22 protein-coding genes are annotated in these 24,087 nt (G+C 61.3%); 13 read left to right on the top strand and 9 right to left on the bottom strand.

Translation table 11 applies throughout. The features are described 5' to 3' along the window. Window positions 1-87: 87 nt before the first annotated feature. Both ilvN and AC1DZE_RS16390 read right to left on the bottom strand, forming a co-directional pair. Window positions 88-579, bottom strand: a complete 492-nt coding sequence (gene ilvN, locus AC1DZE_RS16395; protein ID WP_011483239.1) for an acetolactate synthase small subunit — start codon at window positions 577-579, stop codon at window positions 88-90. 109 nt (window positions 580-688) lie between these two features. Further along, entirely contained in the window at window positions 689-2,467 is a 1,779-nt protein-coding gene (locus AC1DZE_RS16390; protein WP_457278606.1) for an acetolactate synthase 3 catalytic subunit, read from the bottom strand. A gap of 323 nt (window positions 2,468-2,790) precedes the next feature. Between AC1DZE_RS16390 and AC1DZE_RS16385 the strand changes: the two genes are divergently transcribed. The 6 genes from AC1DZE_RS16385 to AC1DZE_RS16360 all read left to right on the top strand — a co-directional run bounded on the left by AC1DZE_RS16385 (window position 2,791) and on the right by AC1DZE_RS16360 (window position 6,290). Continuing rightward, window positions 2,791-3,351 (top strand): RNA polymerase sigma factor, encoded by a 561-nt coding sequence (locus AC1DZE_RS16385; protein WP_477672839.1) that lies wholly within the window; start codon window positions 2,791-2,793, stop codon window positions 3,349-3,351. Further along, window positions 3,348-3,794 carry a DUF3619 family protein gene (locus AC1DZE_RS16380; protein WP_477670846.1) on the top strand — a complete coding sequence of 149 codons (447 nt, stop codon included), beginning with the start codon at window positions 3,348-3,350 and terminating at the stop codon, window positions 3,792-3,794. Before AC1DZE_RS16385 ends, AC1DZE_RS16380 begins: the two co-directional genes overlap by 4 nt. Window positions 3,795-3,841: 47 nt before the next feature. Further along, entirely contained in the window at window positions 3,842-4,519 is a 678-nt protein-coding gene (locus AC1DZE_RS16375; protein ID WP_477670847.1) for a DUF3106 domain-containing protein, read from the top strand. Window positions 4,520-4,614: 95 nt separating this feature from the next. Further along, window positions 4,615-5,148, top strand: coding sequence for an RDD family protein (locus tag AC1DZE_RS16370; protein WP_477673866.1), 534 nt, complete (start codon window positions 4,615-4,617; stop codon window positions 5,146-5,148). A 36-nt stretch (window positions 5,149-5,184) separates the two neighbouring features. Further along, window positions 5,185-5,661 (top strand): diacylglycerol kinase, encoded by a 477-nt coding sequence (locus AC1DZE_RS16365; RefSeq protein ID WP_477670849.1) that lies wholly within the window; start codon window positions 5,185-5,187, stop codon window positions 5,659-5,661. Next, on the top strand, window positions 5,658-6,290 hold the full coding sequence (locus AC1DZE_RS16360; protein WP_477670850.1) for an LOG family protein: 633 nt from the start codon (window positions 5,658-5,660) through the stop codon (window positions 6,288-6,290). Before AC1DZE_RS16365 ends, AC1DZE_RS16360 begins: the two co-directional genes overlap by 4 nt. A gap of 154 nt (window positions 6,291-6,444) precedes the next feature. On the opposite strand, the gene AC1DZE_RS16355 is transcribed toward AC1DZE_RS16360, so the two are convergent. Both AC1DZE_RS16355 and AC1DZE_RS16350 read right to left on the bottom strand, forming a co-directional pair. Beyond that, window positions 6,445-6,783 (bottom strand): P-II family nitrogen regulator, encoded by a 339-nt coding sequence (locus AC1DZE_RS16355; protein ID WP_007869659.1) that lies wholly within the window; start codon window positions 6,781-6,783, stop codon window positions 6,445-6,447. Window positions 6,784-6,948: 165 nt separating this feature from the next. Beyond that, a complete protein-coding gene (locus AC1DZE_RS16350) occupies window positions 6,949-8,637 on the bottom strand; it encodes an NAD+ synthase (protein WP_477700307.1) in 1,689 nt (562 codons plus the stop codon). Window positions 8,638-8,661: 24 nt separating this feature from the next. Between AC1DZE_RS16350 and AC1DZE_RS16345 the strand changes: the two genes are divergently transcribed. The 5 genes from AC1DZE_RS16345 (at window position 8,662) to AC1DZE_RS16325 (ending at window position 14,150) form a co-directional block, all read left to right on the top strand. Next, on the top strand, window positions 8,662-9,903 hold the full coding sequence (locus AC1DZE_RS16345) for a GNAT family N-acetyltransferase (RefSeq protein ID WP_477673882.1): 1,242 nt from the start codon (window positions 8,662-8,664) through the stop codon (window positions 9,901-9,903). Window positions 9,904-10,104: 201 nt separating this feature from the next. Then, a complete protein-coding gene (locus AC1DZE_RS16340; protein ID WP_477673881.1) occupies window positions 10,105-10,437 on the top strand; it encodes a hypothetical protein in 333 nt (110 codons plus the stop codon). Between the two features lie 240 nt (window positions 10,438-10,677). Next, on the top strand, window positions 10,678-11,457 hold the full coding sequence (locus tag AC1DZE_RS16335) for a hypothetical protein (RefSeq protein ID WP_477700306.1): 780 nt from the start codon (window positions 10,678-10,680) through the stop codon (window positions 11,455-11,457). Window positions 11,458-11,595: 138 nt separating this feature from the next. Beyond that, a complete protein-coding gene (locus tag AC1DZE_RS16330) occupies window positions 11,596-13,227 on the top strand; it encodes a wax ester/triacylglycerol synthase family O-acyltransferase (RefSeq protein WP_477700305.1) in 1,632 nt (543 codons plus the stop codon). Between the two features lie 83 nt (window positions 13,228-13,310). Further along, complete coding sequence (locus AC1DZE_RS16325) at window positions 13,311-14,150, top strand: alpha/beta hydrolase (RefSeq protein ID WP_477670856.1); 840 nt, start codon at window positions 13,311-13,313, stop codon at window positions 14,148-14,150. 192 nt (window positions 14,151-14,342) lie between these two features. Here AC1DZE_RS16325 and ppa read toward each other — a convergent pair whose 3' ends face one another. Next, a complete protein-coding gene (ppa, locus tag AC1DZE_RS16320) occupies window positions 14,343-14,882 on the bottom strand; it encodes an inorganic diphosphatase (protein WP_457278617.1) in 540 nt (179 codons plus the stop codon). A 308-nt stretch (window positions 14,883-15,190) separates the two neighbouring features. Here ppa and AC1DZE_RS16315 point away from each other — a divergent pair, with 308 nt between their 5' ends. Continuing rightward, window positions 15,191-17,413: a sodium-translocating pyrophosphatase gene (locus AC1DZE_RS16315; protein WP_477670857.1), complete on the top strand. Its 2,223-nt coding sequence runs from the start codon at window positions 15,191-15,193 to the stop codon at window positions 17,411-17,413. A 91-nt stretch (window positions 17,414-17,504) separates the two neighbouring features. Here the strand turns inward: AC1DZE_RS16315 and AC1DZE_RS16310 are convergent, their stop codons facing one another. Then, on the bottom strand, window positions 17,505-19,649 hold the full coding sequence (locus AC1DZE_RS16310; RefSeq protein WP_477700304.1) for an AAA family ATPase: 2,145 nt from the start codon (window positions 19,647-19,649) through the stop codon (window positions 17,505-17,507). A 321-nt stretch (window positions 19,650-19,970) separates the two neighbouring features. Here AC1DZE_RS16310 and AC1DZE_RS16305 point away from each other — a divergent pair, with 321 nt between their 5' ends. After that, on the top strand, window positions 19,971-21,404 hold the full coding sequence (locus tag AC1DZE_RS16305) for an aldehyde dehydrogenase family protein (RefSeq protein ID WP_477672695.1): 1,434 nt from the start codon (window positions 19,971-19,973) through the stop codon (window positions 21,402-21,404). 56 nt (window positions 21,405-21,460) lie between these two features. On the opposite strand, the gene AC1DZE_RS16300 is transcribed toward AC1DZE_RS16305, so the two are convergent. From AC1DZE_RS16300 to AC1DZE_RS16290, 3 genes are all read right to left on the bottom strand, one after another. Further along, window positions 21,461-22,051, bottom strand: a complete 591-nt coding sequence (locus tag AC1DZE_RS16300; protein WP_477670860.1) for a hypothetical protein — start codon at window positions 22,049-22,051, stop codon at window positions 21,461-21,463. Further along, on the bottom strand, window positions 22,048-23,055 hold the full coding sequence (locus AC1DZE_RS16295) for a M48 family metalloprotease (RefSeq protein WP_477672694.1): 1,008 nt from the start codon (window positions 23,053-23,055) through the stop codon (window positions 22,048-22,050). Before AC1DZE_RS16295 ends, AC1DZE_RS16300 begins: the two co-directional genes overlap by 4 nt. 191 nt (window positions 23,056-23,246) lie before the next feature. Next, complete coding sequence (locus AC1DZE_RS16290; RefSeq protein ID WP_457278623.1) at window positions 23,247-23,963, bottom strand: hypothetical protein; 717 nt, start codon at window positions 23,961-23,963, stop codon at window positions 23,247-23,249. Window positions 23,964-24,087 lie beyond the last annotated feature (124 nt).

Here is a 24,087-nt window from a genome sequence, read left to right as displayed (position 1 = left end):
CAGGCTCAGGGCGAACGGTAAACGCATATCGCCACTCAAAATCCGTTCGCGTTGAGCCTGTCGAAACGCGCGCACGGACGACTTAAATCAAACCCGCAAAATCCGCTCTCCACGGCCGATGCCGCTGGAGCCGGTTCGCACCGTCTCCAGGATCGCACTGCGGTCTATGGCTTCCAGAAATGCATCGTTCTTGGACTGGTCCCCAGTCAGCTCGATGGTGTAGCTTTTCTCCGTCACGTCGATGATTCGCCCGCGGAATATATCAGCCATGCGCTTCATCTCTTCGCGCTCCTTGCCGACTGCGCGCACCTTGACCATCATGAGTTCACGCTCGGTGTAGGAGCCTTCGGTCAGATCGACAACCTTGACGACTTCAATCAGTCGGTTCAGGTGCTTGGTGATTTGTTCAATGACGTCGTCAGAACCGGTGGTCTGTATCGTCATGCGCGACAGGCTCGGGTCCTCCGTCGGGGCGACGGTCAGGCTTTCGATGTTGTAGCCGCGTGCCGAGAACAGGCCGACCACGCGGGAAAGAGCGCCCGGCTCGTTTTCCAGCAAAACTGCAATGATGTGTTTCATAAGAAGATTCCTCTTTTCGCTGCCCTCCCCTGCGCACGGTAATGCGCAGGCTCGGCAGACAATAGATTCGTCAGGTGACGGTGAATGAATGGGTGTGGTGGCGTGAGGCCTAGAGGTCTTCCGACCCCAGCAGCATTTCGGTAATGCCCTTGCCGGCCTGCACCATCGGGAACACGTTTTCGGTCGGGTCCGTGCGGAAGTCCATGAACACCGTGCGGTCCTTGAGCTTGCGGGCTTCGCGAAGCGCCGGCTCCACGTCCTGCGGCTTTTCGATCAACATGCCAACGTGCCCGTAGGCTTCGGCCAGCTTCACGAAATTGGGCAGTGCGTCCATGTAGCTGCTGCTGTAGCGGCCTTCATAGTCAATTTCCTGCCACTGGCGCACCATGCCCAGGTAACGGTTGTTCAGCGACACGATCTTGATCGGCGTGTTGTATTGCAGGCAGGTGGAAAGCTCCTGGATGCACATCTGCACCGAACCTTCACCGGTGATGCAGAACACTTCCGAGTCGGGCTTGGCCAGCTTGATGCCCATGGCATAGGGAATACCGACGCCCATGGTGCCCAGGCCGCCTGAATTGATCCAGCGGCGCGGCTCGTCGAACTTGTAGTACTGCGCAGCCCACATCTGGTGTTGACCCACGTCCGACGTGATGTAGGTGTCCGCGTCCTTGGTCAGCTTCCAGAGCGTTTCGACCACATGCTGGGGCTTGATGACATCGCCTTTGCCCATGCTGTACTTCATGCAGTCGCGTTTGCGCCAGCCTTCAATCGTGTCCCACCAGCCGCCCAGGGCGTTCGCGTCAGGCTTGAGGCCGGATTCCTTGATCATGGCAATCAGTTCGGTCAGCACGTCCTTCACGTCGCCCACGATCGGAATATCAACCTTCACGCGCTTCGAAATACTGGAAGGGTCGATGTCGATGTGGATGATCTTGCGTTCGTTCTGCGCGAAATGCTTGGGGTTACCGATCACGCGGTCATCAAAACGCGCACCGACAGCCAGCAACACGTCGCAATGCTGCATCGCATTGTTGGCTTCGATGGTGCCGTGCATACCCAGCATGCCGAGGAATTTTTTGTCGCTGGCCGGGTAGGCGCCCAGGCCCATCAAGGTATTGGTGCAGGGGTAGCCCAGCATGTCGACCAGAGTGCGCAGTTCTTGCGAGGCATTACTGAGCAATACGCCGCCGCCAGTGTAGATATAGGGCCGTTTGGCCGCCAGCAGCAATTGCAGGGCCTTGCGGATCTGCCCGCCATGGCCTTTGCGCACCGGGTTGTAGGAGCGCATCTCAACGGTTTGCGGATAGCCGTTGTAGGGCACCTTGTTGAAGGACACGTCCTTGGGGATATCGACGACCACGGGGCCGGGCCGGCCGCTGCGGGCGATATGAAACGCCTTTTTCAGGGTTTCGGCCATGTGCCGCGCATCCTTGACCAGGAAGTTGTGCTTCACGATGGGCCGGGTGATGCCGACGGTGTCACACTCCTGGAAGGCGTCCAGGCCGATGGCGTGGGTGGGGACCTGTCCCGTGATGATGACCATCGGGATACTGTCCATGTACGCTGTCGCGATACCGGTCACGGCGTTGGTCACGCCTGGGCCGGAAGTGACCAGCGCCACGCCCACCTCGCCTGTGGCGCGAGCATAACCGTCGGCTGCGTGCACAGCTGCCTGCTCATGACGCACCAGGATGTGCTGGATCGAGTCCTGTTTGTAGACGGCGTCGTAAATATGCAGGACTGCACCGCCCGGATAACCCCACATGTATTTGACGCCTTCAGCCTGAAGGGACTTCATGAGGATTTCCGCGCCGCGGAGTTCTTGAGAATTTGTTTGTGCAGACGCAGCTGCCGCGGAAGCGATTTCCGCTTTGGAGATTTCCATGATGAACCTTTGTGAATTTCTCTAACGAAATACCTTGGGTGCCTCTTTGCCCACTCTTGTGAAGCGGCATCGAGACTTGAGGCCAAAACCATAAGCGGAAACATAAACCGCCGAGTCGTGACCCGTTTGCCTTTGAATTGCAGGCAGTATTATGGCATTTCGCGTTGCGCAATGGCTGCAAGCGGCGAAAAATCGCATCCGGTACCGGCCGGGATGCGATAATTTTCCAGCTGTATCCTTGGATGCATGCCTTATCGGCATCGGCCCTGCGAGTACCCGCAGACCACCCTGTGCAGCGCTGGACGAACCGGAACCCCACACCGTTGGCAACTGAACAAGAACTCTCGGATTTCCTGAAAAGCGTTGAAAAACGGGCTTTCAAGCGCAGCATCTACCACGTGCGAGATGAAGAAGCTGCCCTTGATATCGTTCAGGACAGCATGATGAAGCTGGCCCAGCACTATGGCGACAAGCCTGCGGCCGAGCTGCCCATGCTGTTCCAGCGCATCCTGGCCAACACCACGCTGGACTGGTTCCGGCGCCGCAAGACCCGGAACGCGCTTTTCTCCAACATGAGCGACTTTGAATCGCAGGGAGAAGATTTCGATCTTCTGGAAACTTTAGAGAGCCTTACCAACTCAGAGGGTACAGAGAGCGCCCAGGATGCTACTGAGCGGGCGCAAATATTGCATGAGATCGAACTGCAGGTAAAGGAATTGCCGGGCCGTCAACGGGAAGCCTTTCTGATGCGTTACTGGGAGGAAATGGATGTCGCTGAAACAGCAGCCGCCATGGGCTGTTCGGAGGGCAGTGTCAAAACACATTGTTCCCGCGCAGTTCACGCCCTCAGCAAAGCCCTGAGTGCCAAAGGTATAAAACTATGACTAACTCACTACAAAAAAGAGCCGAAATCCTGCAGGACCGCTTTGGCCTGAAGACCGCGTCCTACCTGTCCGCGGGAGCTGCCGACCTGCCTTACGACATTTCCGAGCGCCTGCGCGCCGCACGCGCTCAAGCTGTTTCAAAACGTAAAGTCGCCAAAACACAAACCGCCACCAGCGTCGTCGGCGTTGGCACAAGTGCCGCCCTTTCATGGGGATCTGATGACGGCCTGAGCTGGTGGGCACGGATTGGTTCGGTCCTTCCACTTGTTGCACTGGTTGTAGGCCTGCTGGCCATCAATTCGATCCAGAACGACAACCGCGCCCAGGAACTGGCAGAAGTCGATGTGGCGTTGCTTACTGACGAACTCCCGCCCGCTGCTTTTGCCGACCCGGGTTTTGTCCAGTACCTCAAAGCCACACGCCAAGCCCCCACGGCCCAATGATCCCGCGCGCAATCTCCCGACGCGCCCCATCTGTCGATGGCCGCTCCATGCGGTTGAGACTGCAATGGCTGTCGTTCGGGCTTGTGACGGCTACCCTGCTGGCCTGGCCCATGCTGGGCCTTGCACAGGCGCCTAAACCCGTAGGCCCTGCCAGTGCAGCTGTGAAGCCCCCGGCCGTCCCTGCCAAGCCCGTCGTGGCCAAGCCGACCTGGGCTGAACTCACGCCCATGCAACAGCAGGCGCTCAAACCGCTGGCGTCAAGCTGGGATACCGTCAGCGAGGCGCAAAAGCGCAAATGGCTGGAAATCTCCAAAAATTACCCCTCACTCGCACCGGAAGGGCAGGCCAACCTGCACAGCCGCATGAATGAATGGGTCACCTTGAGCCCCCAGCAGCGCGCGCAAGCCCGGCTGAACTTCGGCAAGACCAAGGAACTCTCCAAGCAGCTCACGCCTGAAGAGAAAAAAGCCAAATGGGAAACCTACCAGGCTCTCAGCCCCGAAGAAAAGCAGAAGCTGGCCGCCAAGGCCAGTCCAAAGCCTACCGGAGCGGCAACAGCGGTGAGACCGGTGGCACCGCAAAAGCTGGCGCCCGTGACACCGCACCCGGTCAAGGCAGCCAGCAAACCTGGCCCTAAAATCACTGCTTTGCAACCTGCCTCAGCTGCTACGCCCGCCGCGCCGTCCGCAAGCGGTGCCGCAACAAGCGCCACGCCCCAACGCTAAACGCTACCGCAGCGGCTGGGCTTGGCCCATGCCTGCTGCCGTCACTGTGGCCAACCTTTATCGCGACATCTTTGACAGTCACAGACACCCTCCCTATTCCGTCTATTCCCCGCCGCATGGCCTGCTGGATGTACGAAGGCATGCTGATGTTCGGCGTGGTTTTTCTGGCCGGTTACCTCTTCAGCACATTGAGCCAGACCCGAAATGCCCTGGACAATCGCCATGCCCTGCAGGCGTTCGTGTTTGTGATTTTCGGTATTTACTTCGTCTGGTTCTGGGCCAAAGGCCAGACCCTGGCCATGAAGACCTGGAACATCCGCGTGGTCGACCTCAACGGTGCACCCGTCACCCAGAAACGTGCGCTGCTGCGCTATGCGCTGAGCTGGCTCTGGTTCCTGCCACCCTTGGCCGTGAGCTGGGCAATGGCGCTGCCAGGACGAGAAGGCGCCGTACTGACGCTGGGATGGGTCGCCATCTGGGCCATCCTGGCGCGCTTTCATCCGCAAAAACAGTTTTGGCATGACGCCTGGGCGGGCACGCGGCTCATCACCTGGGTCGCACCCGAAAAACCCGGGCGCAAGGGGAAAAACAAGGCCGGTATCGCCGGTACTGCGACCCATCAGCCCTAACATCAATGTGCCATAAAGCTGCGCGACAATGGCACCATGCCCGAACAAGTTCCGTTTCCCATGTCTGTGCCAGCGCCGCCATCTGATGTTGATGTCGCTGCTGCTGGCGCCACCTCCCGACTGGGCTCCAATGAGCCCGTCAACCCCCAAAAACACCGCAAGGGCCTGAGCCGCGTCTGGCACGCCACCGGCTATTCCGTTGCCGGCCTGCGCGCCGGCTGGCATGAAACCGCTTTCCGTCAGGAGGCGATCGCGTCGATTGTGCTGATCCCCGCCGCTTTCTGGCTGGGCCGTAGCTGGGTCGAAACGGTGCTCCTGGCCGGCACCGTCATCCTCATCATGATCGTGGAGCTGCTCAACACGGGCATTGAAACCGCCATCGACCGCATCGGCCCCGAATGGCATGACCTTTCCAAGCGCGCCAAGGACATGGGAAGTGCCGCCGTACTGCTCAGCCTGCTGCTGTGCGCAGGTACCTGGGCCCTGGCGCTGTTCCAGCGATTTGCCGCATGAACGCAAGCATCAACAAAGTGACCGATATCTCCAAACCTGCCTCCAAACCTGCTTTTTCCCTCTGCGTTTACTGCGGATCCCGTCCCGGCAACCAGCCCGAATTCGCCGCCATTGCCGCCCTCGTGGGCACCTGGATTGGCAAGCGCGGCGGGCAGCTGGTCTATGGCGGTGGCCGCAATGGCCTGATGGGCATCATGGCCGACGCTGCGCTGGCGGCCGGCGGGCGTGTCGTGGGAATCATCCCCAAGGCACTGGTGGAGAAGGAATGGGCCCACACCGGATGCACCGAGCTGCACATCGTGGAAAACATGCATGAGCGCAAATACCTGATGGCCGAGCATGCCGATGCGTTCCTGGCATTGCCCGGCGGCATCGGTACGCTGGAGGAATTTTTTGAGGTATGGACCTGGCGCCAGCTCGGCTACCACGACAAACCGGTCGGCCTGCTCAACATGAACGGCTACTACGACGCCCTGCTCGCGTTCCTGGCATCTTCGGTAAAAACCGGCTTCATGAATGACTGGCTGATGGACCTGATCCGAACCAGCAGCGATGCCGAATCACTGCTGGAAACGCTGGTACAGGCAGCCGGCATGACGCCAGGCAACACCCGCCTAGACCAGATCTAAAACGCCCCTGGGGATTTCCACCCATACCAGCAGGGGCCGCGGGACTGGCTTTGCCAGACCGCAGGCGCAGCGGCCCCACTACGTGAGGAAAGGGGCAGCGCGCCGCAGGCTCGAAGTGAAAAGCGTGGGGGCCTATTTAAGCGTGGGGGCCTATCTAGACCGCCGCTTCGTCTTCCTCACCCGTACGGATACGCACCACCCGCTCGACGCTGGTGATGAAAATCTTGCCGTCACCGATCTTGCCGGTGCGTGCAGCGCGAACGATGGCATCCACGCAACGCTCCACGTCTTCGGTCTTCACCACAACCTCAACCTTGACCTTCGGCAGGAAATCGACGACGTATTCGGCGCCACGGTACAACTCGGTGTGGCCCTTCTGGCGGCCAAAGCCCTTGACTTCAGTGACGGTCAGACCAGTCACGCCGCATTCGGCCAAGGCCTCACGGACTTCTTCGAGTTTGAAGGGCTTGAGGACGGCGGTAATTTGTTTCACTGAATATCTCCATTAATTCTAAATATCGTCAAAAAGGCATTTAGCGGCGTACAACGTGCAAGTGACTTCACCAGCAGGGGCCGCGGAACCGGCTTTGCCGGGCCGCAGGCGCAGCGGCCCCCTCGGGGGGCAGGGAGCTACGCGAAGCGAGCGACCGTGGGGGCCTCATTGCCGGAATCTGCTGGTAATAGGATAGCGCCAATCCTTGCCAAAGCTCCTGTGGGTGACCCTGATACCCACGGGCGCCTGGCGGCGTTTGTACTCGTTGATGCGGATCAGCTGGGCCACGCGCACGACCAGCGCGCGGTCAAACCCGGCAGCGGCGATGGCATCCACGCCCTGGTCGTTCTCCATGTAGCGCTCCAGGATGGCATCCAGCACCTCGTAGGGCGGCAGGCTGTCCTGGTCGGTCTGGTCGGGCCGCAACTCGGCGCTGGGCGGCCGCGTGATGATGCGCTCGGGAATCGGGTTGCTGCCCGTGCCGTACGGGTCGTTTTCGTTGCGCCAGCGCGCCAGGCGAAACACCGTGGTCTTCAGCAGGTCCTTGATGACCGCAAAGCCGCCGGCCATGTCGCCGTAGAGCGTGCAATAGCCGGTAGCCATTTCACTCTTGTTGCCGGTGGTCAGCACGATGGAGCCGAACTTGTTCGACAACGCCATCAAAAACACGCCACGGATACGCGCCTGGATGTTTTCCTCGGTCGTATCTTCCTTCAGGCCTTTGAACTCACCGGCCAGCGACGCCTTGAAGGCTTCGAACTCCGGCACGATGGAAATCTCGTCGTAACGCACCTTCACGCGCTCGGCCATTTCGCGTGCATCGATCCAGGAGATGTCTGCCGTGTAGGGCGAAGGCATCATCACTGCGCGCACCTTGTCAGCGCCCAGCGCATCCACCGCCACCGCCAGCACCAGGGCCGAGTCAATGCCGCCCGAAAGCCCCAGAATGGCACCCGGAAAACCGTTTTTACCGAGGTAGTCGCGCACGCCCAGCACCAGCGCGTCCCACAAGTCCGCCTCGTGGCTGCGTTCCGGCGCCGTGCCTGCTATTAATTTAATAGCTGCTTGCGCACGTCCCGCCTCGATTACAAACAGATTTTCCTTGAAACTTTCAGCCCTTCCGGCCAGCGTGCCATCGGCCTGCAGCGCAAAAGACGCCCCTTCAAACACGATTTCGTCCTGCCCACCTACCAGGTGCGCATAAATCAGCGGCAACCCGGTAGCCTGCGCCCGGACCTGCATCATCTGCTCGCGTTCGCCGCCTTTGCCGACATGAAACGGCGACGCGTTGATGACCGCCAGCAGTTCGGCCCCCGCTTCCCTGGCCAGGCGTGCCGGCTCTTCAAACCAGGCGTCTTCGCAGATCAGCAGCCCGACGCTGACGGCGTCATCGCCCTCCCCGGCCTGGAAGACGCAAGTGCCCTGCCCCGGCGTGAAATAGCGGCGTTCGTCAAACACCTGGTAATTCGGCAGTTCGCGCTTGGCATGGGTGTCGACGACGCGGCCCTCGCGCAGCACCCTGGCCGCGTTGTGGCGCTGCTGCACTTCCACGCTTTTGGTGCGCAGCCCCTTGCCGTTGTCGCCGTGGGTGGGCGTGCCCACCACCACTGTCAGGCCTTTTAACCCGGCCAGCTCGCGGGCCACCAGATTCACGGCATCATCACAGGCCTGGATGAACGATGGGCGCAAGAACAGGTCTTCTGCCGCATAGCCGCAAATGGCCAGCTCAGGCGTCAGCAGCAGCCGGGCGCCGCCCTCATAGGCCGTGCGGGCAGCGTCGATGATCTTTTGCGCATTACCCGGCATATCGCCGACGCAATAGTTCAATTGGGCAACGCAGATTTTGAGTGGCATGTTGAAGTAGAACCCCGAAAACACGTGAAAAAGAACTCAAACGATTATGTCATTCGCGTGCTGAATTCACCGCTGGAGGTGAATGCGGCCGAGTGGAACGCCCTGCTGGCGGCACAAAGCCCGGGCGAGCCCGCGAACCCCTTCATGCGCCACGAATACCTGGCCGCGCTGCACGAAAGCGGCAGCGCCACGCCCGAAACCGGATGGACGCCGCGTTTTGTCACCCTTTGGCAGGGCAAGGTGCTGGCAGGCGCCTCTCCGCTTTACCTCAAGGAGCATTCCTACGGCGAATACGTGTTCGACCACGCCTGGGCCAATGCCTACCAGCAGCATGGGCTTGAGTACTATCCCAAGGCACTGGTCGCCGTGCCCTTCACCCCCGTACCCGGCGCCCGCCTGCTGGCCCGCACGGCCGAAGAACGCAGCCTGCTGATCAAGGCCCTGGTGGCCTGGTGCACCGAGGAAGACCTTTCGTCCCTGCACCTGCTATTTACCGCCGACGAAGATGTCACGGCCTGTGAAGATGCGGGCCTCATGCTGCGTCATACGGTGCAGTTCCACTGGACAGGACCGCCAGCAGGCTACCGCGACTTCGATGACTTCCTGATGTCGCTCAGCCAGGAAAAGCGCAAAAAGATCCGCCAGGAGCGCCGCAAGGTCGCCGACGCGGGCATCACTTTCCGCTGGTCGCTGGGCAAGGACATCAGCAACGCCGACTGGGACTTTTTCTACCGCTGCTACGAGCGCACCTATTACGAGCACGGCAACGCGCCCTACCTCAGCCGCGACTTCTTCCATCGTATGCAGGACACCATGCCGGAGAACTGGCTGCTGTTTGTGGCGGAGCACAACACCGACGGCAAGCGGCGGCCCATCGCGACAAGCCTGATCGCCGTCAGTGCCCGTCCAGAAAGAGATCCTGGCCCAGGAGACGCTGAGAGCCAGTCTCTGGTTGCTTACGGCCGCTACTGGGGCGCTCTTGCCCGTGTCGACTGCCTGCACTTTGAAGCCTGCTACTACCAACCGCTGCAGTGGTGCATTGAGCACGGCTACCAGCGCTTTGAAGGCGGCGCGCAGGGCGAGCACAAAATGGCCCGCGCCCTGCTGCCCGTCAAAACCACCAGCGCCCACTGGCTGGCGCACCCCTCGTTTGCCGATGCGGTCGAGCGTTTCCTGGCGCGAGAAGGCGCCGGCATCGACAACTACATGGACGACCTGGAACGCCGCAGCCCTTTCAGGCAAGCTGCGCCGGGCACTTCGGCTTGAGTGCTTGCTTTCAGCGGCCGCAGGCGCTACGTTTTTCATAGCTGCTCGCGCTCGTCCATATTGGGTTTCATCGACTTTTTTCATAAATATTTTGTGCAAAGCATGCACTGGCCGCGCTTCCGCTTTTACCCGCAGCCACGTAGCACCTGTCATCACACGGGCAAACGTTATTTGCTATAAAGCCCGTTCAAAGGAATTTCCATGAGCAACCAAAACCGCGCCAACGAACGCCCGTACACCGTCAACCTCGTCGAATGCCCAACCCTGACCGCCGACGAGCGCGCAGCGGCCGAACTGCGTTTTCGCATGGCGCTTGAATTCGCATTGGGCGGCCCTGAATATGTGCTTCCCTCGCTGCAGGCCTACATGCTGACGCAAACGCTGCACGAAGGCCTGCCGCTGGAGAACGCCTCGGAAGCGGAGGAACAGGTCATCGCGCTCTGGCAACACGCCGAGACCGACGCGATTCTGGCGGCGATGCGGCCGCTGGGCGACAACCTGGACAACGCACGCTTCGAGATCCTCCCGCTTTGACTCCCCCTGGACCGCTTGGCCGGCGACCCGCTTCGCAGGACAACCACCGCCGCCTGCGGTGGACGCGGAAACGCTGTAACGCTATCGTATTGATAGCTGCTTGCGCCCGTCAGTATTGCGCCAACGGCTCATTTCCCTTAAGGCCCGGCTTGATTTAAGCTCTGTCTTTCACGCCTGTTTCCGAACGGTTTTCAAGGCGCCGGCAGCCACCCTGCAGCCGGCTCAAACCGCTATTTCCCCATGAATGCTCTCGTGACTGCTACACCTGAAAACCCCGCAACGCAGACTGCCGACCCTGCGCCCCCGCTGGGCCGCCCCCACGCCCGGCGTCTGCGTGAGGTCTACCGCTCCGCCGGCTGGCCCTGCCAGGACCTGCTGGAAATCGAACTGCTGGCCACCGGCATGCTGCAGCGCGTGGCCGGCCCTGCAGGCCACGAAACCCTGCGCGTGACCGATGCCGGCGTGGCCTACCTGGCGACCGTGCTCGTGCGCAACCGCTCGGCGCTTTCAAAGCATGAGGCACTGGTCGAGCAGGTGGCCTGCGAAATGGTGCGTGCCGGCCGCATCACCTGGCGCGGCCTGGGCCTGCGCGCCCAGCTGCCGCCCGAAGAAGAAGGCGGCAAGGCCCGCTGGTGCATCGCCCGGCCCGATGTGTTTTCCATCCGCAACACCACGGTGCAGGAATACGTCGAGCCGATCGTGCACGAGATCAAGGTGCACCGCTCCGACCTGCTGGGCGACCTGCGCCGCCCCGAAAAACGCGCCGCCTACCTCGACCTGGGCGGTGAGTGCTGGTATGTGCTCGGTTTCGACGCCAAGGGCCGGCCGATCGGCGATGCCAGCGAGGTGCCGCTGGAGTGCGGTGTGATGGTGCTGGAGAACACGCGCCTGGCCGTTGCGAGGGCCGCACCGCGGCGTACGCGCCAGCAACTGCCGCTGGGCGTATGGATGGCATTGGCCAAGGCGACGCCGGTAGCCGGGCTCATCGACGACGAACAGGGAATGCTCGGCGAATGCTGAGCGCGTGGACACCAGCACGCGCAGGCCTGCCGTGTTGACGCGTTCCGGGCTGCGCTTTACGGGACAGGCCGCTACGGCAAACCCTAGTGCCGCAACCCGTCCTGCTCGGTTAATGTCTCTCTCACGGAGACAACAACAATGAAATCCCTGACCGGACTCGACGCGACCTTTCTTTACCTTGAAACCCCCGAGATGCCCATGCATGTGGGCTCGCTCAACCTGTGCGAACTGCCGGAGGGCTTCAAGGGCAGCTTTCACAAGGCGGTAAAAACGCACATCGCCAAACGCATGCACCTGGCGCCGGTGTTCAGCCGCAAGCTGGTGTTCATGCCGCTGGATCTGGGCCACCCGCTCTGGGTCGAGGCTGATTCGGTCGACATCGACTTCCACATCCGCCGCGCGGACTCCGCCAAAAAAGGCGCCGCGCCTATGACGCTGACCGAGGTGCACAAGCTTTGCGCGCAACTGCACAGCGAGGTCATCGACCGCAATTTCCCGCTCTGGGAGTTTTATATTTTTGACCGCATCCAGCTGCCCGCATCGCAGGGCGGCAAGGTGGTGGCCGGGTTTTTCTCGAAGATTCACCATGCAGCGCTGGACGGCAAAGGCGGTGTGATGCTGGCCAATGCCCTGCTCGATTTCAGCCCGGTACCGCGCGAGGTGCCGCCGCCCGACCCGGCCCGCCGCCGCAAAACCGAGGCCGACCTGAAGCTGGGCAAGATGATCGGCTCGGTGTTTTCGAGTTCGCTGGGCCAGCTGGCCAAACTGGCCAAGGCGCTGCCGTCTGCGGCCAGCACCTTTGGCAGCACGCTGGCAAAACAATCCACCACCAGTTCGGCCACCGGCATCAAGCCCAAGATGCCGATGAAGCTGGCGCCACAAACGCCCTTTAATACCGGCATCACCACGGATCGCGTCTTTGTGACGGCCACCCTGCCGCTGGCCGAATGCAAGGCCATGGGCAAGGCGGTGGGCGGCTCATTCAACGACGTGGTCTTGTGGATCTGCTCGACCGCACTGCGCAGCTACCTCACGCAGCACCACAGTCTGCCGAAAAAATCGCTGGTGGCGGCCATGCCGGTGTCGCTGCGCGAAGCCGGCGCCACCGACGCCAGCAACCTGGGCAACCAGGTGAGCATGAGCCTGGTGGAACTGGGCACGCAGCTGGCCCACCCGCTCAAGCGCATGAACGCCATCATGGCATCGACCGCCAAGGTGAAAACGTCGATGCAAAGCCTGAAGGGCCTGCTGCCGACCGACTACCCTTCGCTGCTGGCACCGTGGCTGGTGGGCGGCGCAGCCAAGATGGCGCTGAACGCCTACGGCAAAAGCGGCATCGCCAGCCGCCTGCCCATGGTGGCCAACCTGGCCATCTCCAACGTGCCGGGCCCGCCGGTGCCGCTGTACCTGGCCGGCGCGAAGTTCCTGACCTTCCACCCGCTGTCCATCGTCATGCACGGGCTGGCGCTCAATATCACCATACAGACCTATGCCGGCCATGTGGATTTCGGCATCGTTGCCGACAAAAAGGCGCTGCCGCATGCGAAGGACCTGGCCAAGGCCATCGAAGACGCCTTTCAGCAAGCGCAGGCACTGATGTCCGTGACGGCGCCTGTTACACCCGCCGCCACGCCGCCCGCGTCGAAAAAGACGGCTAAAGTCGCTACCAAAAAAACCGCACTCAAAGCCGCAGTCAAGGCCACCCCGGTAAAAACCCGCAAAACCGCTGTCACGAACGCGACGAAAACCGCCGCCAGGCGCTCACCTTAGAGAGACCTCTCTCTGTAAAAAACCGTAAGCGCCTCCATACTCTTTGAGTCGGAACTCCAACAAGACAATCAATGCTTCAAGCCATGGCAAGCCCGTCATCCAGGCGAAATCCGTCTTCATCCTCCCCCCAAGATCAAGCAAAACCGTCCCCACACGATGTTCCGCCCAGCGCCTGGCTGCTGGCGCTTGAGCTGCGTGCGTTCTGGGAATTCGGTGCCCTGCTTCCCGCCTGGCCCTTGCTGGCCCGCGCGCCACGCGGCGACGGCCATGCCGTGATGGTGTTTCCAGGCCTGTCGGCCAATGACGCCACCACGGTGCCGCTGCGCCAATACCTGCAGTCGCTCAATTACAGGCCCTGGGGCTGGGAACAGGGGTTTAACTTTGGCCCGCGCGCCGGCGTGCTGGAAGAAGCCCGCGACAGCCTCGCCCGCACCTTCGAAACCACGGGCCGCAAGGTCAGCCTGATCGGCTGGAGCCTGGGCGGCGTCTACGCGCGCGAGCTGGCCAAGGAGCTGCCGCACATGGTGCGCGGCGTGATCACGCTGGGCACACCCTTCGCGGGCTCGCACAAGGCCACCAACGCCTGGCGCATCTATGAACTCACCAGCGGCCGCAACGTCGAGCGCGAATCCGAAAGCTACGATCTGCCGGCCGCCCCGCCTGTGCCGACCACCAGCATTTATTCGCGCAGCGATGGCGTGGTGGCCTGGCAAGCCAGCATCCAGGCGCCCAGCGCCGCCCATCCGCAAACCGAAAACATCGAAGTGCTGGCCAGCCATATCGGCATGGGCGTGAACCCCAGCGCCTGGTGGGCCGTGGCCGACCGGCTGGCGCAGGCCGAAGGCCAGTGGAAGCCGTTTTCGCGCGGAGATAAAGGCAAGCTGCACGGCCTGGTGTTCCCGGACCCTGCGCGAAAAGCGTAACGCTTCAATGTAGCGCCGGGCGGCGGTGCACACCATTCCACCCAGGCATAAAAAAAGCGCCTGCAGACCACGCTGCAGGCGCTTTTTTAAGTTTCCCTCAATGCCTTTGCTATATTTTTTATAGCTGCTTGCGCACGGCCTGAGCCACCTTCAGCACAAAAACGCTTACGTTTTCGTGCCAGAGGCCAGGTTTCAGGCCTTGCCGGCCTTTGCATAGTTGGCAATGCCGTCCGTGATTTCTTTTTTGGCCGCATCCGGGCCTTCCCAGCCCAGCACCTTGACCCATTTGCCTTCTTCCAGGTCCTTGTAGTGCTCAAAGAAATGCGCAATGGTCTTCAGGCGCAGCGGATTCATGTCTTCAGGTTTTTGCCACTGGGTGTAAAGCGAGCATTTCTTGTCGATGGGCACCGCCAGCACCTTGCCGTCTTCACCGGCTTCGTCCGTCATTTTCAGGATGCCGATGGCGCGGCAGGTCACCACCACGCCGGGAATCAGGGGCACCGGGGTGATCACCAGCACGTCGACCGGGTCGCCGTCGCCGCTGATGGTCTTGGGCACATAACCGTAGTTGGTCGGGTAGTGCATGGAAGTGCTCATGAAGCGGTCCACAAAAATCGCGCCGGACTCCTTGTCCACCTCGTATTTCACCGGGTCGGCATTCATCGGGATCTCGATGATGACGTTGAAGGATTCGGGAACGTTTTTGCCGGGGGAAACTTTATCGAGGGACATGGTCGCTTGAGTTCTTTATGGAAGGAAGAAGAAAGAAAGGGAAGGAAGGGCGAAAAGAAGATTCTTAAAACACATGGGCTACCTGCGCAGCCGTGGCACAGGCCAACTGCTCGGTATTTACCCTCATTTTACTGATTCACACCTTACGGTTCTTAAAGTTGTCATGTTTTCACTGTAAATTGCGCGAGTTGGCCAATCGTCTTGTCTCTACGTAGACCAAGCAACGAGGAAGCAACGCAGCGGGGGTCAAGACACCATTTGCTAGCGTTGAAACCCCCTCCAAGCGAAAAACAACGTAGGAGATTTCTATGACAGGCAACTCAGCGCTTATTCTTGCGCTCGTCTGCGGGCTGGTCGCCGTGGGTTACGGCATCTGGGCTCGCAGCTGGATTCTTTCCCAGGATGCAGGCAATGCGCGCATGCAGGAAATTGCAGCCGCCATCCAGACCGGCGCCGCCGCCTACCTGGCACGGCAATACAAAACCATCGCCATGGTGGGCGTCGTCCTCACGGTACTGATCGGCTTTTTCCTTGACGGAAAAACCGCCATCGGCTTCGTCGTTGGCGCCGTGCTGTCAGGCGCTTGCGGCTTTATCGGCATGAACGTGTCGGTTCGCGCCAATGTGCGCACCGCCCAAGCCGCCACCAAAGGCATTGGCCCCGCGCTTGACGTTGCCTTTCGCGGCGGCGCCATCACCGGCATGCTGGTCGTGGGCCTGGGCCTCCTGGGCGTGACCGGCTTTTACTGGTTTCTGGTGGGCAATGGCAACTACACACCCGACCTCAAGCTGGCCAACCTGCTCAACCCGCTGATTGGTTTTGCCTTCGGCTCGTCGCTGATTTCCATCTTCGCCCGGCTGGGCGGCGGCATTTTCACCAAGGGCGCCGACGTCGGTGCCGACCTGGTGGGCAAGGTCGAAGCAGGTATTCCCGAAGACGACCCGCGCAACCCGGCCGTGATTGCCGACAACGTCGGCGACAACGTGGGCGATTGTGCCGGCATGGCCGCCGACCTGTTTGAAACCTACGCGGTCACGCTGATCGCCACCATGGTGCTGGGCGCCCTGCTGCTCTCGGGCGCAGGCGCCACCGCTGCGGTTTACCCGCTGGCACTGGGCGGCGTGTCCATCATCGCCTCCATCATCGGCTGCTTTTTCGTCAAGGCCTCGCCCGGCATGAAGAACGTGATGCCGGCCCTCTACAAGGGCCTGGCAATTGCCGGCGTACTGTCGCTTATCGCGTTTTATTTCGTCACGATGTGGCTGATGCCCGACAACGCCGTCACGGCAAGCGGCACGCAGATACGCCTCTTCGGCGCCTGCGCGGTCGGCCTGATCCTGACCGGCGCGCTGTGCTGGGTCACCGAGTACTACACCGGCACGCAGTACAAGCCGGTGCAGCACATTGCACAGGCATCGACTACCGGCCACGGCACCAACATCATTGCCGGCCTGGGTGTCTCCATGCGCTCCACCGCATGGCCGGTGATTTTTGTCTGTATCGCCATCCTGACGGCCTACTCGCTGGCGGGCCTGTACGGCATCGCGATCGCCGCCACTTCCATGCTGAGCATGGCGGGCATCGTGGTTGCGCTGGACGCCTACGGCCCCATCACCGACAACGCCGGCGGCATTGCCGAAATGGCCGAACTGCCCAGCAGCGTGCGTGACATCACCGACCCGCTGGACGCGGTGGGCAACACCACCAAGGCCGTGACCAAGGGCTACGCCATCGGCTCCGCCGGCCTGGCCGCGCTGGTGCTGTTTGCCGACTACACCCACAAGCTCGAAGCCTACGGCAACGTGATCAGCTTCGACTTGAGCAATCCCAAGGTCATCGTCGGCCTCTTCATCGGCGGCCTGATTCCCTACCTGTTCGGCGCGATGGCGATGGAAGCCGTGGGCCGCGCTGCCGGCGCCGTGGTGGTTGAAGTGCGCCGCCAGTTCCGCGACATCAAGGGCATCATGGACGGCACGGGCAAGCCCGAGTACGACACCGCTGTCGACATGCTGACCACAGCTGCCATCAAGGAAATGATGATCCCCTCGCTGCTGCCCGTGGTCGTGCCCATCGTGGTCGGCCTGGCGCTCGGCCCCCAGGCACTGGGCGGCCTGCTGATGGGCACCATCGTCACCGGCCTCTTCGTTGCCATCTCGATGTGCACCGGCGGCGGCGCTTGGGACAACGCCAAGAAGTACATTGAAGACGGCCACCACGGCGGCAAGGGTTCCGAGGCACACAAGGCCGCCGTGACCGGCGACACCGTGGGCGACCCCTACAAGGACACAGCCGGCCCGGCCGTGAACCCGCTGATCAAGATCATCAACATCGTGGCGCTGCTGATCGTGCCCCTGGTGATGAAGTTCCACGGCGGTGAAGCCGCAGCGGCCCCGGTGGCACCCATGGCCGCGCCTGCTGCCATGAGTGCACCGGCCGCCACACCGACTGCACCCGCCATGCCGGCGCCCGCGCCCACGCAGGCGCCCAATGCCGCAGCAACGCCAACGCCAGCCGCACCGGCCTCACGCTAGACCGCTCCGGCCCATGCAAAAAGCTCTGCGTTGCAGGGCTTTTTCTTTGGGCGTCCTGTGAGGACGAAGCTGCAAAAAAAGGTTCGTTGACTCAGGCTGGCATCCACCGGCTGGAACCCGGCCCAGGCAGCGCCAGATCCGGTGCGGCAGTCAGGCTTTCAAAGTACCTGATTTCGCGGAGTGCTTCGCTCAATGTCATCTCGCCTGCATTCATCAGGCAGCCGGTCAGATACTCCGTCAGGGCGGTGTACTGGGCCAGCGTGGCCTTCGTCTCACTGTAAAGCCGCTCGCTCTGGGCTTCCATGATGCTGCGGGTTTCCTCGTCCGGCGGTGCCGTGCCGCCGTCCTTGAGGAGCGCGGCGTAATTCAGCCGGGTCTTGCGGTACATGCCCATTTCAGCCACCGCATGGTGCAGCAGCCGCGTGACACGGGTGATGTCATTGTGGGCGCCGCCCGTGGTTCCGTCTTCGCCGAAGAAGATTTCCTCGTTCGCCATGCCACCCAACAGCACCCGCACCTCATGCTCCATGTCACCCTTGGTCTGCAGCAGGTTGCTGTCCTGCTTGTGCAGTACAAAGCCGAGGGCATTGTTGCGGGGGTTGGCCTTCAATGAAATTTTGATGGTGGTCATGTCGGCCAGCAGCGCGTTCCAGTTGTCGCCGGCCAGCTTGCGCCGGTGCTGGAAATCCATCAGGAAGTGGCCCCACTCATGTACGGCGATGATGCGCCGGTCGCGCTCGCGCTCTTTGGTGGTGTTGTCGTTGACATTGCCCACCAGCACACGCTCGGCGGCCTGCATCAGGGTGTGCGCGCCTATCATCTGGCCCGCCTGCACTGCGATGATGCCGGCCTGGTTGACCATGGTTTCGAGGTCTGCCGGGCTGCAGCCTTCCGTCAGTTCAACAAAATGGCGCAGGTCCATATCGGGCAACACCTTGTCGGCACGCTGGCGCAGGTAGTGGCCGGTGATGGCCAGGCGCTCCTGCTGGTTGGGCATGCGGAAGTCGACCTTCATCTGGAAGCGGCGCAGCATGGCCTCATCCATCTGCAGGTTGGCCGAATTGAAGTTGGACGCCACGATCCAGATGATTTCAGTATCCGATTTGGTCCGCACACCGTCCAGGATGGCCAGCAACATGTTCTGCGTGTCATCGTCATATTTGCGGTTGCCACCGCGCCGCATGAAAAGGTCCTGCGCTTCATCAAGAAAGACGATGCAGCGTTTACGCCGCTTGGCCAGCGCAAGAATGCGCGACAAGGTGTTCGAGCCGCCGGCCACATAGCCGGTCTCGAGGTTGGCGGCTGAATGGAAAAGAATTGGCAGGTTCAGCTCTTTGGCGAGGTAGCTGGCCAGCTTGGTCTTGCCTGTACCCGCGGGGCCGCTGAACATCACGTTGAAAGGCTTGTTCACGCCATAAGCGGCGTATTCGAGGCGGCGTTCGTACTGGTCGCGGATTTGCGCAACCTCGGCCTTGATATCGTCCATGCCGACCAGGTCCTCCATATCACCGCTGATTTGCGCCGGCGAAATGAACTTGAGGGATTTGCGCTGCCCGCCCGTCTGGTACCAGAGGAAGGCAATGAGCCCCAGCGTCAAGGTCGCTGATACCAGCGCGCTGGCGCCGCCTTTCCAGGCGTCCTGTTCGGATTGCGGGCGGGCGTCACCGAAACGCTGTTCAAGGCGCGCCAGCATGTCCTTGCTCGCGTCATCAAGCGCGCCCCGGGGCACGAAGGTGAGCTTGCCACCCCACGGTGCCGTGACGGCCTTGTCGGCCAATATCTTGGTTTCCATGTCCGAGGGGTAATAGGCGTACTGCCTGCCCTCCGATTCAATCAGCACAAAGCGCTCGGAAACGGTCCACAAAATGGGCCGGTAAATGATGGTGATGCGCGTGACCGGATGGGCTTCGAGAAAGCTCAGGACCGACCCGCTTCCGAAGACGACCGGCAATGCGGTGTTGTACGTCCAGGCCGCTTCAACACCCGGCCCCGACGCTGCCATGGCCTTGACTTCCAGCGCCATTTTTTCCTGCCGCTCCAGGGTCGACCAGGCGTAATAGGCGCTTGCCGGAATCATCAATGCCACGGCCAGTACGGCGAACTTCATGCCAAAGGTCTGAATCGACAACCAGTCGCGCAAACGGGCCATAAAGGCTTTAAACCAGGCCAGCAGGCTGGTGGTGGGCGCGTCGTCGCCGGGCGGAATATCGGCTGGGCTTTTGGTGGGATCAGTCATCGCGGTAATGCGTCAAAAATGCGGACCCGCAGTTGCCGGCTGCCTGCCGCTGTCGTCACGCCAATACGGCCGGGCCGTTGCGTAACATGAGCACCATTCCCTGTAGGAATTGGCGAGGTGCATGTGTAGGTTCAATCCTACATATATGCCAATCGTGGCGCAGCAAAGGATTTGTAAATTGGCCGAGACACAACGCTGTGGCTGTGACAAACGCACGCTTTTGGGGAGCGTTACCTCGCGGGAGGCCCTGCCCCCATGGCTCATTTCTGCCCGTGGGAGGCGGTAACCTCCGGCCGGGGGCAAATTCAGCACAATAGCGCCATGCAACTCAACTACATCGCCAATACCTCTGTCGCATCTTCTTCAGGCAAAACCATCCCAATGATCGATCCGTCCGACGGGCAGGTGTTTGACGAGATTCAGCGCAGCAACGCGCACGACATGGATACCGCGGTGAAAAGTGCCCACGAATGTCTGGAACTGGTATGGAGCCGCTTCAGCGCCGCCGAGCGCGGGCGACTGCTGATGCGGCTTTCCGCCAAGGTGGCCGAGCATGCCGAAGAGCTGGCCATGATCGAGCAGCGCGACTGCGGCAAGCCCACCAAACAGGCACGCGCCGACGCGGCGGCCCTGGTGCGCTACTTCGAGTTTTATGCCGGCGCCTGCGACAAGCTGCACGGCGACACCATTCCCTATCTGGACGGCTACAGTGTGATGACCTGGCGCGAGCCGCACGGCGTGACGGGCCACGTGATTCCGTGGAACTACCCGATGCAGATCTTCGGCCGCAGCGTCGGCGGCGCGCTGGCCGCGGGCAACGTCTGCGTGGTCAAGCCGGCAGAGGATGCCTGCCTGTCATTGATTCGCGTGGCGCAACTCGCGGCCGAAGTGGGTTTTCCGGCCGGCGCCATCAACATCGTGACCGGTTACGGCCATGAGGTCGGCGACGCGCTGGCCCGCCACAAAGAAATCGACCACATCAGCTTTACCGGCAGCCCCGCCGTGGGCACGCTGATCCAGCAGGTCGCCGCCGAGCGCCACTGCCCCGTCACGCTGGAGCTGGGCGGGAAAAGTCCGCAAATCGTGTTTGCCGATGCCGACCTGGATGTCGCCATACCGGCCATCATCAACGCCATCGTGCAGAACGCCGGGCAAACCTGCTCGGCCGGCTCGCGCCTGCTGGTAGAACAGGCGATTTACGAGCCCCTGCTGCTGCGCTTGGGCGAAGCCTTTGAAAACCTGCGCGTCGGCCCCGCCGCCATGGACCTGGACGTGGGCCCGCTGATCCGGCAAAGCCAGCAGCAGCGCGTCTGGGACTTTTTAAGCGATGCGCAGGTTGCCAACATTCCCATGGTGGCCCAGGGCCAGATCGTCGACGAGGCGCCCGACACCGGGTTTTACCAGGCCCCCACCCTGCTGCGCGACGTGCCGGTAACGCACAGGCTGGCGCAGGATGAAGTGTTCGGCCCGGTGCTGTGCGCCATGAGCTTCAAAAACGAGGATCACGCAGTAGAACTTGCCAATGCCACGCAGTTCGGCCTGGTCGCCGGCATCTGGACGCGCGATGGGGCACGCCAGTTCCGCATGGCCAGGCGAGTGAAAAGCGGCCAGGTGTTCATCAACAACTACGGCGCCGGCGGTGGTGTGGAATTACCTTTCGGCGGCGTGAAGTCATCGGGCTACGGCCGTGAAAAAGGCTTTGAGGCCTTGCATGGCTTCACCACGCTGAAAACAGTGGCCATACGACACGGTTAAGCCGACCCCGGCCGCAAGGTCTCGGGTTCGTGCCCCTCGCCACGGCCGCCCTGCAGTCAGCCCTTGATTTGCGCCGTCTTCACAACGCTTTCAGCTTTTGGCAGAAGCCGCGGGAAAAATGAAAGCCTGGGAGCAAGGAAGGTGGCAGCGAACAATTCGCCATTTCGCTGGCTAAGCCAGCCTACGCCGTTGAGCTGGACGTCATCGCCCTTTCTCGTCACGGTAAATTCGAACCGCGCACCTTTCTCACCCGCAAATACCGAAGGTTCAACCTTTGTCATGTTGACGATGGAACCGTCTGCCGAATACATGATCTCGAAAAGGTTGACCAATTGGTCAAGCGGCATGCCTGCCTGGTAAGTTGGAACACGGGCTGCCTTCTGCCCGGACGGCACGCTGCCTGCAGGCCTGACCAGCAGCGCCTGGCCTGGCTTGACGGCCGCCCAGAGGCGCAGGTGATCCAGCGTCAATCCCTCCTGGGTCCACATGTCAAAAGGCTGCTGGGTGCCGGGTGGGGCCACCTTGTTCCAGGCATCAGTCACCTTGACGGCCAGCCGGTTATTGACCAGTTGCTCACCCTCAACCTTGGTGATGGACATGCAGCCCGACAGGAAAGCGAAGGCAAGAAGGATCAGGAGTTTTTTCATGGTTTAAGTTCCGCAATGTAATTTTTAATAAGACCCGCATCCGCTGCCTCAGGCGCGGCGGTGAGGTATTTTTCGAAGGCCTGTACGGCCGAGGCGGTGTCGGTCCGCTGCTTTTGCACCAGGCCGAGCGCCCTGAAAGCCTCGGCCGGAGCCTGTTCAAGAGCGGTCACGCGCGTCAGGTCGTTCAGGGACTCCTGAAGATCTTCCTTGCCTGCCCGCAACCGATACACCTCACCGCGCGCGTACAGCGCCTGGCCGTCCTCCGGATTGCGCGACAGCAGGCGATTGAACAGCACCAGACTTTCTTCAAACTGGCCACGCCGGATTTCATCCTGCAGCCACCCGAAGCGGTGCCGTGACATCACCTGCTGGTATTCCACTGCACCCGTTTTACCGCCGCCGTCGCCCGCCAGGCGGAGCAGATCATCACGGCGCGTCTCCAGCGGGGGATGCGTCGCCATCATGGGACTGCGTTTGCCAACGTCTTCACCGCCGGTGATCTTGAGTTCGCCCAGCAGGTTGTCCCACACTTGTGCAGCCTGCCTGCCGTCATAACCCGCCCGGGTCATAAGGCGCATGCCCAGACGATCGGCCCGCGTCTCATGGTCCCGGGAAAAAGCGAAAGCACCGGCCAGAGCACCAAGCTGGCCAATGGCGCCGACAAGGCCGAACATGCCGATGAACTGCGCAAAGGCGGCCCGGCTTCTCAGATCCCGCAGGCGCTCAAGCGTGTGCCGTTCGAGGTAGTGACCGATTTCATGGCCCAGTACCGCAGCGAGTTGCGCTTCATTCTCCGCGCGCAGCAGCAATCCGGTCCAGACCTGCATCATGCCGTTCGGCGCCATGCTGGCGTTGAAGAGCGGCGTGCGCACCACATGTACACGAATGTCAGGGCAGTGGTCTCCCGCGAGACGGCATACCAAGTCTTGCAGATATTGGCTCAGTTGCGGGTCGCGTACGGTAAATGGACTGCGCCGCAGACGCGTTTCTTCACGGTCCATCATTCCCCACAAGCCGCCTTCATCTGTTTCCAGCGCAGGGCGGGCAAAGCGCTCTGCGGGCAAAGGCGAGATGGAGGCAGCTGCAGGGTTCTCCTGGCCAAAGGCTGACAAGCCTGGCAACAGGGCGCCCATACCCAGGCAGTGCTTGCAGGCCGTCCGCAAAAAAGCACGGCGCCCGCCAGCCGGTATGCCTATCATCTGGCGACCGGAAAACCCTTGAGAAGGGCTTCGATGGTTTCTTTGGCTGGCTCGGGTTCCCTCAGGTCACCTGAGGCCCGGCGCAAATCATTGAACCAGACAATCCGCCCGTTATTCAAATCGACCAGCGAGGCATAACCAATCTGCGCGCCCCCGGCAATCCCCACGCCCAGCACAGCCATGGCGATCATCGCGGCCTTGCGCTCGCTGCTGGCATAGCTGTCGCGCATCCAGATGAACAGGGCGTAATCAGCCCCCGTTTTATCCTTGAGAGGCTTGACGGCATCTCCGAGTGACCAGTTCAGGGCATCGTTCTTGGTGGGCAGCTTGAGTACACCACCAATCATGTGGTGCAGAAAAACAGATTGCGCGACAGCTCCGTGCAGGGAGTTGATGTCCGCGAGTTCGTCCATGTCTTTTTCTTCAAGCCCGATCACGTCAGAACCCAACTTGAGCTTGCTCGAAGCCAGACCGGACTTGACGTTTTTCTGGGCAGCCATGGTCCAGTCGGCCCTGGGCTCCTGCACGCCGCCGGCACCGATGGAAAAGAGCTCGAGGTCTGCGGGCACGACAACCAGCTTCGAGGCCGCCGCGCGTTCCGAGAATCCGGGTGCCAGGTTCTTGCTGGATTGTTGCGCGTGCGCTGTCCCCGCGAAAAGCACCAGCGCACACAAGGCTGCACCCGCACCGGTGCGGGCAAATTGATAACTCATGAAATCCCTCCCTTTTATAAAGCGCATTGTAGATGTAACTTCATGTTTCACGAATCCCGTCAAGCGAAAGAGACAGAGGGAAAACCCGCACCACCGTGATCAGCAACAATAAGCAATGGAAGCC

The sequence above is a fragment of the Polaromonas sp. P1_F1 genome (assembly GCF_056405795.1).
Note: the sequence above shows the minus strand (reverse complement) of the source record. Positions and strands in the feature narration are given on the sequence as shown.